Origin of the sequence: Streptococcus sp. 3.1 (assembly GCF_016648915.1) — a bacterium.
Lineage (GTDB): Bacteria > Bacillota > Bacilli > Lactobacillales > Streptococcaceae > Streptococcus > Streptococcus salivarius_E.
This window is the reverse complement of record NZ_JACLQV010000008.1, coordinates 62,407-75,150: the sequence shown is the minus strand read 5'-3', so window position 1 is coordinate 75,150 and position 12,744 is coordinate 62,407. Positions and strand designations below refer to the sequence as shown.

Sequence of the window (12,744 nt, the reverse complement as noted above, 5' to 3'; positions counted from 1 at the left end):
TGAAATATTTTGATTTTTTTTGACCGTTTTTAGTTGACAGTTATTAAAAATTGAGTATAATAGTTTTTGTAAACGATTACAGAAGGAGAGATTATGCTAAAGTCTGAACGTAAGCAGATTATCTTGTCTCAGTTGAAACAAGATGGTTTTGTCACTTTGGAAAACCTAACTGTTTTGTTAAGTGATACTTCCGAGTCGACGATTCGTCGCGACTTGGACGAGTTAGCGGCAGATGGCCAACTTAAGCGTGTTCATGGTGGTGCTGAAAGCATTCATGGTCTAAAGGAAGAAATTGCCAATAGTCAAAAAGCTATTAGAAACGTTAAAGAAAAGGCTCAGTTAGCTGGTTATGCTGCCGATTTGATTAAGGAAGGTGATGTCGTCTTTCTTGAGGCTAGTACAACAAATGAACTTTTGATTCCACATTTGGCCAATCGTCAGGTAACGGTTGTGACTAATTCTATCCATCATGCAGTTAAGCTGGTAGATCTCGGTGTTAGCACTAGGATTGTTGGAGGAAAGGTTAAACATTCAACGGATGCCTCTATTGGAAGTACTGCTCAAGAGCAAATCAGACAACTGAATTTTGATTGTGCTTTCATTGGTGCTAATGGCGTTGATGCTCATTATTTCACCACACCAGACATGGAAGAGGCAGTTATCAAACGGACGGTTATAGCCAATGCGCAAAAAGCCTATGTTCTAGCTGATGCCTCTAAACTTGGTCAGATTACCTATGCTAAGGTAGCCGAGGTCGAGAAAGTAACCATAATTACAAACGCTTCGGAAGAAGAGCTCCTAAAAGAATTGAAAGAGAAAACGAGGGTTATTGAAGTATGATTTATACTGTAACGCTGAATCCATCAATCGACTTCATTGTTCGTATCGATAAAGTAGAGATTGGTGAAGTTAACCGTATGGAGAGTGATGATAAGTTCGCTGGCGGTAAGGGTATTAATGTTAGTCGTATTTTGCAACGCTTAGGTGTTGATAATACTGCAACGGGCTTCATCGGTGGTTTTACAGGACGTTTTGTGACAGATGGTTTGGATGCAGAGGGCATTAAAACCAAGTTTGTAGCTGTGGATCAGGACACACGTATTAATGTTAAAATCAAGGCTGACCAAGAAACTGAAATTAACGGTGCAGGACCTGTCATTAATGAGTATCAATTGGCTGAATTGGAAGCAGTTCTTTCAAGTGTAAGTGCCGATGATGTGGTTGTTTTTGCTGGATCAGCACCAAGCAATCTTGGAAATAAGGTCTATAACAAATTGATTCCACTAGTGCGTGAAACGGGTGCACAGGTTGTCTGTGACTTTGAAGGACAAACCTTGCTTGATTCCTTGGCTTACCAACCACTCTTGGTTAAACCAAATAACCATGAGTTAGAAGCTATTTTCAATGTCAAACTTAATGGTTTGGCTGATGTCGAAAAATATGCGCGTGAAATCCTTGCTAAGGGTGCACAGAACGTTATCATCTCAATGGCAGGTGATGGAGCGCTGTTGGTCACACCAGAGGCTGCTTACTTTGCTAAACCAATCAAGGGAACAGTTAAAAACTCTGTTGGTGCGGGTGACTCGATGGTTGCTGGTTTCACTGGTGAGTTTGTTAAATCGGGTGATCCGATTGAGGCTCTCAAGTGGGGAGTAGCGTGTGGAACATCTACAGCTTTCTCAGATGATTTAGCGACAATTGAATTTATTAAAGAAACATACAATAAAGTAGAGGTAGAAAAACTATGAAAATTCAGGATTTACTGAACAAAAAAGTCATGTTGCTTGACCTTCAAGCAACGACAAAAGAAGCTGCTATCGATGAAATGATTAACAGCTTGGTTGACAACGGTGTTGTGACTGACTTTGATGTCTTCAAAGCAGGTATTATGGCTCGTGAAGCACAAACATCAACTGGTTTGGGTGATGGAATCGCTATGCCACACAGTAAAAATGCTGCAGTAAAAGAAGCAACAGTACTTTTTGCTAAATCTAATAAAGGTGTAGATTACGAATCACTTGATGGTCAACCTACAGACCTCTTCTTTATGATTGCTGCTCCAGAGGGAGCAAATGACACTCACTTGGCAGCCCTTGCTGAGTTGTCAAAATACCTTATGCAAGATGGTTTTGCAGATCGTTTGCGTAAGGTGACTTCTCCAGATGAAGTGATTGCTGCTTTCAATACGGGTGAAGAAGAAGCACAGGCTGAGGAAGCTAAGAAAGCACAAGCTGTTAAAGAAGCAGCTTCAAGCGATAAACCACTTATCGTAGCTGTAACAGCTTGTACAACTGGTATTGCTCACACTTACATGGCTGAAGAATCACTAATTAAAATAGGTGAAGAAATGGGTGTCAATGTTCGTGTTGAAACTAACGGTGCTTCAGGTGTCGGAACACCATTGACTGCTGAAGAAATCAGTAAGGCTGTAGGTGTTATCGTAGCAGCAGACAAGGCAGTTGAAACAGCACGTTTCGATGGTAAAAAATTGCTTTCTAAACCAGTCGCTGCAGGTATTCGTCAACCTCAAGAGTTAATCCAAAACATCTTGGATGGTAAAGCTGAAGTTTTCCATGCTGAAAATGCTGGAGCTGCTCAAGAATCAAGTGAGAAATTGAGCCTCGGTGGTGCCTTCTATAAACACTTGATGAGTGGGGTATCACAAATGCTTCCATTCGTTATCGGTGGTGGTATCATGATTGCGCTTGCCTTCTTGCTTGACCAAATCATGGGTGTTCCTAAAGATCAATTGTCACATTTGGGTAGTTACAATGAACTTCCAGCTCTCTTTAAATCAATTGGTGATATTGCTTTCAGTTTCATGTTGCCTATTCTTGCAGGATATATTGCCTATTCAATTGCTGAGAAACCAGGTTTGATCGCTGGGTTTGCAGCTGGAGCTATTGCGAAAGCAGGTCTTGCTTATGGAAATATTGTAGTTTATGCAAAAGTTGCAGGTTTAGATGAGAATGCAGCCAAAGAAGCAGTTGATAAGATTTCTTCTCATCAAGTGTCATCAGGATTTCTTGGAGCACTGGTAGGTGGTTTCTTAGCTGGTGGAATTGTACTTTTATTGAGAAAATACATTAAGGTTCCACGTGCACTCGAAGGTGCAAAATCAATCTTATTGATGCCTCTTCTTGGAGTGGCCCTCACAGGATTTGCCATGCTAGCAGTAAATATCCCAATGGCAGCAATTAATACTGGTCTTAATAACTTCTTGTCAAGCTTGTCAGGAAGCTCAGCCGTATTACTTGGTCTTCTTGTTGGTGGTATGATGGCAGTGGATATGGGTGGACCAGTTAACAAAGCAGCTTATGTTTTTGCTACAGGAACTCTTGCTGAAACTGTGACTTCAGGTGGTTCTGTTGTTATGGCGGCAGTTATGGCGGCTGGTATGGTTCCTCCGTTGGCAGTATTTGTAGCAACAGTATTGTTCAAAGATAAATTCTCACAAGAAGAACGTGATTCTGGTTTGACAAACATCGTTATGGGACTCTCATTCATCACTGAAGGTGCGATCCCATTTGGTGCAGCTGACCCAGCACGCGCTATCCCAAGCTTTATCGTCGGTTCAGCTCTTACAGGTGCTCTTGTAGGTATGGCAGGAATCAAATTGATGGCACCACACGGAGGTATCTTCGTAATTGCCCTCACATCAAATGCCCTTCTCTACCTTCTCTTCATCTTGATTGGTGCTGTGGTATCAGGTATCCTCTTCGGATTCCTTCGCAAACCACTTGATAAATAAGATATGATTAAACAATCTCGTTGAGTACGGGGTTGTTTTTTTGTGTCGTAGCAGATTTTTGTCAGGGTACCTATTTTATGATAAAGTATAGGCAGAAATGGCTTATCTAGTAGCTAATACGCTGTATAAAGAAACATAAGAGGTAAAATATGGTAAAAGAATACGATTATATTGTCATTGGTGGTGGTTCTGGTGGGATTGCTAGTGCTAATCGTGCTGCTATGCACGGCGCTAAGGTTATTCTCTTTGAAGGAAAAGAGGTCGGTGGTACCTGTGTCAATGTAGGTTGTGTGCCTAAAAAGGTCATGTGGTATGGTGCTCAGGTTGCTGAAACCCTTCACCGTTATGCAGGCGAGTATGGTTTTGATGTGACAATTAATAAGTTTGATTTTGCAAGGCTTAAGGCCAATCGTCAGGCTTATATCGATCGTATCCATGGTTCTTATGAGCGTGGTTTTGATAGCAATGGCGTTGAACGTGTATACGAGTATGCAAGATTTGTTGACCCTCATACGGTTGAAGTAGCGGGTGAGCGTTATACAGCACCCCATATCCTTATTGCGACTGGTGGTCACGCCCTTTATCCAAACATCCCAGGTAGTGAATATGGGATTACCTCAGATGGTTTCTTTGAACTAGATGAGGTGCCAAAACGTACAGCTGTTATTGGTGCTGGCTACATCGCCGTTGAGGTTGCTGGTGTTCTCAATGCTCTTGGAAGTGATACACACCTCTTTGTGCGTAAAGATCGTCCATTGCGTACCTTCGACAAGGATATCGTTGATGTTTTAGTTGATGAGATGGCTAAATCTGGTCCAACCCTCCATACGCATGCTAATGCGACAGAGGTAGTGAAGAATGCAGATGATTCCTTGACCATTAGTTTTGATAATGGAGAAACGATTACTGTTGATTGCCTCATCTGGGCTATTGGACGCGCAGCCAACACCTCTGGTTTTGGTCTTGAAAAGACAGGTGTTAAACTGACTGAAAAAGGAACAATCTATTCGGATGAGTTTGAAAATACATCTGTTCCTGGAATCTATGCCCTTGGCGATGTGACTGGTAAACTTGATTTGACACCAGTTGCAGTCAAGGCTGGACGTCAATTGTCAGAGCGACTCTTCAACAATAAAGCTGATGCTAAGCTTGATTACACTGATGTAGCCACCGTGGTCTTTAGCCATCCAGTTATTGGTTCTGTTGGCTTGACTGAAGAAAAAGCAGTCGCTAAGTATGGTGCGGAGAATATTAAGGTTTATAAATCTAGTTTCACACCAATGTATACGGCCCTTGGAGACAATCGTCAGCCTTCAACCATGAAATTAGTAACGCTTGGTGAGGATGAAAAAATCATTGGTCTTCACGGTATTGGCTATGGTGTTGATGAGATGATTCAAGGTTTCTCTGTGGCTATTAAGATGGGAGCAACTAAGGCTGATTTTGATAATACGGTTGCCATTCATCCAACAGGTTCAGAAGAATTTGTAACGATGCGATAGAAAAGTGAAGTCTGTTAACTGAGAGTTTCAGACTTTTCTTTGTGTCTGAATGGCTTCAATTGAAAGTAATCGCAAGGGAATTCCCTTGCGAATTTCCATAGCCTTTTTGGCTATGGAAACCATTCATCCGACAGGTTCAGAGGAATTTGTGACGATGCGGTAGAAAAGTGAAGGCTGTTAACCGAGAGTTTCAGACTTTTCTTTGTGTTCAAATAGCAGCCTACACTTTGTGTAAAACTATAGACTGTCTAAATAAAAAAGGCCTTCAGGCCTTATTTTATTTAATTAAGTAGTTTCTTACTTCTGAGATAAAGTAAAGAGATCCAGTGACAACAAATAGGTCATCAGAATTTGCTGATTTAGCTTGTGCTAGCCAGTCTCTATAGTCGGCTGCACGTTTGAAGTCTTTGGGATAGTCATCCAAGGGCAGTGCCTCAAAAAAGTCAAAGCTGGTTACCGTTATATCATAATCTTTCAATTCCTCTAGTAAGTCTGCCAAAGGCTTTCGTCTAAGTCCTGCAAAGAGGATATGTACCCTACGATTAGCGAAGTTATCTTTTAGTACCTGCTTTAAGCTGGCAATTCCTTGAGGGTTATGGGCACCATCTAGATAAATGTTATTTCCTATCCACTCACTACGACCAGGCCAATGCGTCTCTTCGATTCCTTCTTGGATGCTCTTATCGGTAATCTTAGAAAATGTTTGAGCTAGGAGATGGGCAGCAGTGACAGCTAGCCCAGCATTGTTTTCTTGATGCTGTCCTAACATTGGAAGTTTCAGATTTGGACTTTCCCAATGGTCATAAGAAATTTGGATCGCTTGATTGTCTTTCGGAAGCAGTTGGATTTCCTTATCAATGACGGCTAAAGGAGCTTGTAGGTTATGTGATTTTTGGTTGAAGAAATGTTCAACTTCTGTAGAGACACGACCAAGTAAGATAGGTGTGTTTTCTCGCATGACGCCTGCTTTATGATTGGCAATGTCCAAAAGGCTATTGCCTAAGGTCTCAGTGTGATCAAAGCCAATCGAAGTACAGATGGCAAGCTCTGGCGAAAGAACATTTGTCGAATCAAGTCGTCCACCAATTCCAGCTTCAATGATAGCCATATCAACCTGTTTAAGGTCGAAGTAGAGGAACATGAGTAAGGTGACCAACTCGAATTCCGTTGGTCTGCCAAAATTAGTGTGCTCTTCTAAATCATTGAGAATAACCTGAGCTTTCGCGACAAGGCTAATCAAATCCTTATCAGGAATTTCTGTGCCGTTAATACTAATACGTTCGTTGAAGCGAGTAATATAAGGGGAGGTGAAAGTCCCGACCTGATAGCCTGACTTTGTTAGGATATTTTGTAGGTAGCTAGTTGTTGACCCCTTACCGTTGGTCCCGACAATATGTACCGTTGGATAGTGAGACTGGGGATCTCCAGCTTGTTTCAAGAGCCAACGCATACGTTCGAGTTGAGGGCGACGGCCATTGCCCTTGAAAGAATGGATAAAATTTAGAGTTTCTGTATAGTTCATAGGATTATAGAAAAAAGGCAGGGTTTCCTAGCCTTTTACATGTCTTAGTTAGAAGCGGCGTCACCAGTTGTTGCGCCACCAGTAGTCGCATTGCCAGATGTTGTGTCTGCAGTAGCTGCTGATGAAGAGGTAGTCGTATTGCCACCCGTTGTTGTATCTGCAGATGACGAATAGGTGTTAGTTCCTGCTTGGCTACTTGTTTCTGTTTCTGAATCAGTCGCATTGCCATAACTAGATGAAGTAGCGCTTGATTCTTGAGTCTTATTATTGCCTTCTTTGATGACTACAGTTGATTGATTGGCTGATGAATCAGAAGTGTCCTTATTTTTAGAGGCTGTGAAATTCATGATGGTGATTGAAGCCACGATGATTGACAAAATTGTCCCGACGGCAGTGAGGACTTTTTGGAAGGCAGTGAAGCCTTTTGTAACGTGTTCAGTCACCTTTGGGGCAGATTTTTTTTCTTCTTTTGATGAATGATTACGGCGTGAGTAATTTTCAGACATGATGCTCTCCTTAAAAATATTTCGTACTTTCTATTATATGATTTTCTCGCAAAAATTGCTAAAAAAATTATGCTATAATAAATAGTAAATAAAAATCGAGGAAAAATCATGATTTATTTTGATAATTCAGCCACGACGGTGCCTTATCCAGAGGCACTTAGAACCTATCAAGAAGTGGCTACTAAAATATTTGGGAACCCATCCAGCCTACACCAATTAGGAACATCTGCGACACGTATTTTGGAGGCTTCTCGTAAGCAAGTTGCGGAACTCATTGGAAAATCAGCCGATGAGATTTTCTTTACGTCTGGAGGAACCGAAGGTGATAACTGGGTCATCAAAGGTGTAGCTTTCGAAAAAGAGCCTTACGGCAAACACATCATTGTTTCTGATATTGAACACCCTGCGGTAAAAGAATCTGCCAAATGGCTTTCAGAGCATGGTTTCGAGGTGTCTTATGCACCAGTAAATGAGCAAGGGTTTGTGGATGTTGAAGCTCTTGCTGGATTATTACGCCCTGACACGATCTTGGTTTCGGTTATGGCTGTTAATAATGAAATCGGCTCAATTCAACCTATTCAAGCCATCTCAGATCTCTTGGCTAATGAGCCTACCATATCTTTTCATGTGGATGCTGTCCAGGCTATTGGAAAGATTCCAGTATCGTCCTATTTAACTGACCGTGTAGATTTTGCGACTTTTTCTGGTCACAAGTTTCATGCTGTTCGTGGTGTCGGTTTTGTCTACAAAAAGGCGGGGAAAAAGATTACTCCCCTCTTAACTGGTGGTGGCCAAGAAAAAGATTTTCGTTCAACGACTGAAAATGTTGCCGGCATTGCGAGTATGGCTAAGGCCTTGCGCTTGGTAACTGACAAAGAGGAATTTTCTCTTCCTAAAATTGCCAAGATGAAAAAGATTATCTTTGACGAATTGGCTAAGTACGAGGATATTACTATTTTCTCAGGTGAGGGTGAAGACTTTGCTCCCAATATTTTGACCTTTGGAATCAAGGGTGTTCGTGGTGAAGTTATTGTCCATGCTTTTGAAGAGCATCAAATCTATATTTCAACGACCTCAGCATGTTCATCTAAGGCGGGTAAACCAGCGGGGACCCTTATTTCTATGGGTGTACCGACTAAGTTAGCCCAAACAGCTGTTCGTATCAGTCTTGATGATGACAATGATATGGGACAGGTGGAACAGTTCCTCACGATTTTCAAGCAGGTCTACGCCAAGACACAAAAAGTGAGATAACAAGATTTAATCGACTAAACAATAAAACTAAATTCGAATTTAAAAGGAAAAGGAATGACACTAACATATTCAGAAATTATGGTTCGCTATGGTGAATTGTCTACTAAGGGCAAGAACCGTATGCGCTTTATCAATAAACTTAGAAATAATATTAAAGATGTCCTATCCATCTATCCAGAAGTTAAAGTGACTTTTGATCGAGACCGTGGACATATCTACCTCAATGGTACAGACTACGAGCCAGTAGCAGAGTCTTTGAAGCAAATTTTTGGTATTCAAGCCTTTAGTCCTGTTTATAAGTTTGAAAAAGATGTCGAAATCTTGAAAAAAGCTGTTCAAGACATTATGACTGGACTCTATCGTGATGGTCTCACTTTTAAAGTAACTGCTAAACGTAGTGACCATGACTTTGTTCTCGACAGTCGTGAGCTCAATCTTACTTTAGGAAATGCAGTTTTTGATGTATTGCCTGACATTAAGGCTCAGATGAAGGGACCAGATGTCAACCTCAAGGTAGAAATTCGTGCCGAGGCGGCTTATATTTCTCACGAGGAAATCAAAGGAGCAGGCGGTCTACCTGTAGGTACTGCTGGTAAAGGAATGCTCATGCTTTCAGGTGGGATTGATTCGCCAGTGGCAGGCTATCTTGCCCTTAAACGTGGCGTGGATATTGAAGCTGTCCACTTTGCAAGTCCTCCTTACACTAGCCCTGGCGCCCTTAAAAAGGCTCAAGATTTGACCCGTAAGTTGACTAAATTTGGTGGTAATATTCAGTTCATCGAAGTACCATTTACTGAAATTCAAGAAGAAATCAAAGAAAAAGCACCAGAAGCTTATTTGATGACCTTGACACGTCGCTTTATGATGCGTATTACTGACCGCATTCGTGAAGAACGCCGAGGCCTTGTGATTATCAATGGTGAAAGTCTTGGTCAGGTTGCTAGTCAGACTATGGAGTCTATGCAGGCGATTAATGCTGTTACATGTACGCCAGTGATTCGCCCGGTTGTCACTATGGACAAGTTGGAAATCATTGATTTGGCACAAAAAATTGATACCTTTGACATTTCCATCCAACCTTTTGAGGATTGCTGTACCATCTTTGCACCTGACCGTCCAAAAACTAATCCAAAAATCAAAAATGTCGAACAATATGAACGTCGTATGGATGTTGACGCCTTGGTTGAACGTGCGGTTGCAGGAATCATGGTGACTGAAATCACACCTATTGAAGAGGCGCAAGACGAAGTGGATACACTTATTGAAGACTTGCTCTAATCTAGGAGGCTATAGTACTAACATAGTAGTGCCTAGGTGCTACTAGAGTAAGGTATGTCGAAAAAGAAATGTCGATGTTGAACTTTTACCCAGAAAGGAAAATACATGACTGTTTATAACATCAATTTAGGAATCGGTTGGGCATCAAGTGGTGTTGAGTACGCCCAGGCCTATCGTTCTACAATTTTCAAAAACACAGGTATTAAGGCCAAATTTGTCTTTATGGATATGTTCTTGCAGGACAATCTTTCTGATTTGACCCGTAACATGGGGTTTGCGGATGAAGACCTCATCTGGCTCTACAGCTATTTTACAGACCTAAAAATTGCTCCAACGACCTATACTGTCAAGGATTTGGAAAAGGAAATTCCTTATGACATCACGCGTCGTGAGATTAATGGTAAAGTGGTTAAGCTTTTTTGTGCCAAGGAAGATATCTTCTATGCAGCCTACTTGCGTAAAGAAGGTGAAGATATTGTTCACCGTGTGGAAAAAGTATCGCGTGGTTGCTTAATCCGTAAAGATTTTTACTCTTACACTAAGATGTTCACGGAGTACTACACACCGGTAGACAATAAGGCTCACCTCTATCAACGCCGTTTCTTCAATGAGGATGGCAGTGTTGCTTATGATGAAATTGTTGATGGTAAGGATAGTGTCTTCCGTTTTCCAGATAAGATTTTGTCATCTAAGCATGAATTTATCGCTTACTTCATGTCGCAACTTGGTCTAACTGACCAAGATATCGTCATCTTGGACCGTGCAACTGGTACCGGACAGGCTGTTTTCCGTAACACCAAACCTGCTAAGCTTGGGGTTGTGGTTCATGCAGAGCACTTTAGTGAAAATGCTGTGACAGACAAGACTATTTTATGGAATAACTTCTACGAGTACCAATTCAGCAATGCAGATAAGGTTGATTTCTTTATCACAGCGACAGAACGTCAACGTAGCATTATGCTAGATCAGTTCAATAAATACACACCATTTACACCTCATATCGTAACCATCCCTGTGGGAAGTGTGGATAAACTGAGAAAGCCTGAAGGAGAGCGTAAACCATTCTCAATCATCACAGCCTCACGTTTGGCCAATGAAAAACACGTGGACTGGTTGGCCAAGGCTGTCGTTAAGGCTAAAGAAAGTCTGCCGCAAGTAAACTTTGATATCTATGGAACAGGTGCTGAAGAAGCCAAGCTTAAGACCATTATCGAGGAAAATCAAGCTCAGGATTATATCCACCTCAAGGGTCACCAAGACTTGACAGAAGTCTACAAGGACTACGAACTTTACCTATCAGGTTCTAAGAGTGAAGGGTTTGGCTTGACACTTCTAGAAGCTGTGGGATCTGGTCTAGGTATGATTGGTTTTGATGTTCGTTATGGGAACCAAACCTTTATCAAGGATAATGAAAATGGCTACCTCATTCCTCGTTTTGAAAAAGATGATGAGCCTGCTATCGTGGCTGCCTTGGCAGAGAAAATTGTAGCCTTCTTCAATCGCTCAGATTTGGATCATGTTCATCAAGTCTCTTATGATATTGCCAAAGGCTTTTTGACAGAGGAAATCGAGCAGAAGTGGCTTAACTTAGTAAAGGAGATGACTAGTCATGATTAATTTATTTGAAAACTATAGTCAGGGTAGTTGGGATCTCCATTACTCACTGATTGTCGCTGGCTATGTAAATACAACAGTTTGTCTTTCAGATGATGGCTTTCTGCCTAGTGATGTGACCTCACCTTACCTTTATTTCACTGGTTTTGACAAGGTTCAAGGTTCTGCACTTTACTTTAATCAGGTTCCTGTGCCTGACTACTGGGAAATTTTAGGAACAAATAGCAACGCGGAAATCTTCCGTTTTGATAAGAAACGTGGTCATATTCACTATGCGCATCCTGCTCATCAGCGTCTAGTTAAAGCTGTGGATTGGTATGATGAGTCAGGTCGCCTGCGTGTGACTGATCGCTACAATAATAAGGGGTACCGTTTCTCACAAACAACTTACAATGTTAAGCAAGAAGCGACCATTACTAGTTATTTCACTCCAGACAACAAGGAAGTTATCGTCATTAACCATTTGACCAAAGATGTTATCTTGAATTGGAAAGACAAGGTCTACATTTTCAAAAACAAATCGGAGTTTGTAGTCTTTTATCTTAAAGAAGCTGGCTATGATTTGCGACGTATCCTTTATAACTCCTTGTCAACGCCTTTCTTGACAGCTATGAATCTTCCGAATTCTGGTCAAGATGTCCTCTTCTGGCAAGAGCCTATCACTGATTCAGTCCCTGGGAATATGCGCCTCCTTCTTGATAGCAATCACCGTCAAACTAAGATTGTAGTGCAAGAATACACGGCATATACGAATCTTCTAAAGTTGGTTAGTCCAGAGCAGGCTTCTCGCGTGGCCTTTCTCGGATTCATGTATCCATTTGCTCGTCAGAATAATTTCCAAAATCAAGCACTGATCTTGACCAACTCAGATCAGATTGAACACTTGGAAAACATTGTTAGTGAAGTGCCTACCATGCACTACCATATTGGTGCAATCACTGAAATGTCAAGTCGTTTGATGGATTTAGCTAAATATAGTAATGTTAGCCTTTATCCGAATATTACAACAGAACAGGTTAAGCGTCTCTATCAAGAGGCTGATTTCTATTTAGATATTAACCACCAAAATGAAATCCTGTCAGCGACACGTGCTGCCTTTGAAAATAACCTGCTTATCCTGGCTTTCACGAACACAAGCCATGGTCCAGATTATACTGCACCAAGCAATATTTTCTCAGCTATGAATGCTGGGCAATTTAAACAAACCCTTAAAGAAGCTTTGGGCAACCGTGACTTCCTTAGTCACTTGCTTGATCGTCAACGTGAGCATGCTCATGTGGCGACACCAGAAGATTATAAGAAGGTTATTGGTTAGGG

At 41.4% G+C, this 12,744-nt stretch carries 10 protein-coding genes; 8 read left to right on the top strand and 2 right to left on the bottom strand.

Annotation, left to right across the window (positions count from 1 at the left end; genetic code table 11):
- Window positions 1-93: 93 nt before the first annotated feature.
- The 4 genes from H7U02_RS06185 to gorA all read left to right on the top strand — a co-directional run bounded on the left by H7U02_RS06185 (window position 94) and on the right by gorA (window position 5,253).
- Window positions 94-840, top strand: a complete 747-nt coding sequence (locus tag H7U02_RS06185) for a DeoR/GlpR family DNA-binding transcription regulator (RefSeq protein WP_049553799.1) — start codon at window positions 94-96, stop codon at window positions 838-840.
- A complete protein-coding gene (pfkB, locus tag H7U02_RS06180) occupies window positions 837-1,748 on the top strand; it encodes a 1-phosphofructokinase (RefSeq protein WP_002885581.1) in 912 nt (303 codons plus the stop codon). The genes H7U02_RS06185 and pfkB overlap by 4 nt, the downstream gene beginning before the upstream one ends.
- Window positions 1,745-3,751 carry a fructose-specific PTS transporter subunit EIIC gene (locus H7U02_RS06175; protein ID WP_201042962.1) on the top strand — a complete coding sequence of 669 codons (2,007 nt, stop codon included), beginning with the start codon at window positions 1,745-1,747 and terminating at the stop codon, window positions 3,749-3,751. Before pfkB ends, H7U02_RS06175 begins: the two co-directional genes overlap by 4 nt.
- 149 nt (window positions 3,752-3,900) lie before the next feature.
- The gene (gene gorA, locus H7U02_RS06170; RefSeq protein ID WP_201042960.1) at window positions 3,901-5,253 is read left to right on the top strand and encodes a glutathione-disulfide reductase; all 1,353 of its coding nucleotides are present in this window, start codon (window positions 3,901-3,903) and stop codon (window positions 5,251-5,253) included.
- Between the two features lie 277 nt (window positions 5,254-5,530).
- Here the strand turns inward: gorA and H7U02_RS06165 are convergent, their stop codons facing one another.
- Complete coding sequence (locus H7U02_RS06165; RefSeq protein ID WP_201042958.1) at window positions 5,531-6,775, bottom strand: bifunctional folylpolyglutamate synthase/dihydrofolate synthase; 1,245 nt, start codon at window positions 6,773-6,775, stop codon at window positions 5,531-5,533.
- A gap of 44 nt (window positions 6,776-6,819) precedes the next feature.
- The gene (locus H7U02_RS06160; protein WP_014633949.1) at window positions 6,820-7,281 is read right to left on the bottom strand and encodes a DUF6556 family protein; all 462 of its coding nucleotides are present in this window, start codon (window positions 7,279-7,281) and stop codon (window positions 6,820-6,822) included.
- A gap of 108 nt (window positions 7,282-7,389) precedes the next feature.
- Here H7U02_RS06160 and H7U02_RS06155 point away from each other — a divergent pair, with 108 nt between their 5' ends.
- The 4 genes from H7U02_RS06155 (at window position 7,390) to gtfB (ending at window position 12,742) form a co-directional block, all read left to right on the top strand.
- Entirely contained in the window at window positions 7,390-8,535 is a 1,146-nt protein-coding gene (locus tag H7U02_RS06155; RefSeq protein ID WP_080611220.1) for a cysteine desulfurase family protein, read from the top strand.
- A 54-nt stretch (window positions 8,536-8,589) separates the two neighbouring features.
- Window positions 8,590-9,813, top strand: coding sequence for a tRNA uracil 4-sulfurtransferase ThiI (gene thiI, locus H7U02_RS06150; RefSeq protein WP_201042956.1), 1,224 nt, complete (start codon window positions 8,590-8,592; stop codon window positions 9,811-9,813).
- 105 nt (window positions 9,814-9,918) lie between these two features.
- Window positions 9,919-11,430 (top strand): accessory Sec system glycosyltransferase GtfA, encoded by a 1,512-nt coding sequence (gtfA, locus tag H7U02_RS06145; protein WP_195950825.1) that lies wholly within the window; start codon window positions 9,919-9,921, stop codon window positions 11,428-11,430.
- A complete protein-coding gene (gene gtfB, locus H7U02_RS06140; protein ID WP_002890082.1) occupies window positions 11,423-12,742 on the top strand; it encodes an accessory Sec system glycosylation chaperone GtfB in 1,320 nt (439 codons plus the stop codon). The genes gtfA and gtfB overlap by 8 nt, the downstream gene beginning before the upstream one ends.
- Window positions 12,743-12,744: the final 2 nt, after the last annotated feature.

Coding starts and splice junctions, on each gene's coding strand:
- gtfA (WP_195950825.1), top strand. CDS start 9,919: ATGACTGTTTATAACATCAATTTAGGAATCGGTTGGGCATCAAGTGGT.
- thiI (WP_201042956.1), top strand. CDS start 8,590: ATGACACTAACATATTCAGAAATTATGGTTCGCTATGGTGAATTGTCT.
- H7U02_RS06175 (WP_201042962.1), top strand. CDS start 1,745: ATGAAAATTCAGGATTTACTGAACAAAAAAGTCATGTTGCTTGACCTT.
- pfkB (WP_002885581.1), top strand. CDS start 837: ATGATTTATACTGTAACGCTGAATCCATCAATCGACTTCATTGTTCGT.
- H7U02_RS06160 (WP_014633949.1), bottom strand. CDS start 7,281: ATGTCTGAAAATTACTCACGCCGTAATCATTCATCAAAAGAAGAAAAA.
- gorA (WP_201042960.1), top strand. CDS start 3,901: ATGGTAAAAGAATACGATTATATTGTCATTGGTGGTGGTTCTGGTGGG.
- H7U02_RS06165 (WP_201042958.1), bottom strand. CDS start 6,775: ATGAACTATACAGAAACTCTAAATTTTATCCATTCTTTCAAGGGCAAT.
- H7U02_RS06155 (WP_080611220.1), top strand. CDS start 7,390: ATGATTTATTTTGATAATTCAGCCACGACGGTGCCTTATCCAGAGGCA.
- H7U02_RS06185 (WP_049553799.1), top strand. CDS start 94: ATGCTAAAGTCTGAACGTAAGCAGATTATCTTGTCTCAGTTGAAACAA.
- gtfB (WP_002890082.1), top strand. CDS start 11,423: ATGATTAATTTATTTGAAAACTATAGTCAGGGTAGTTGGGATCTCCAT.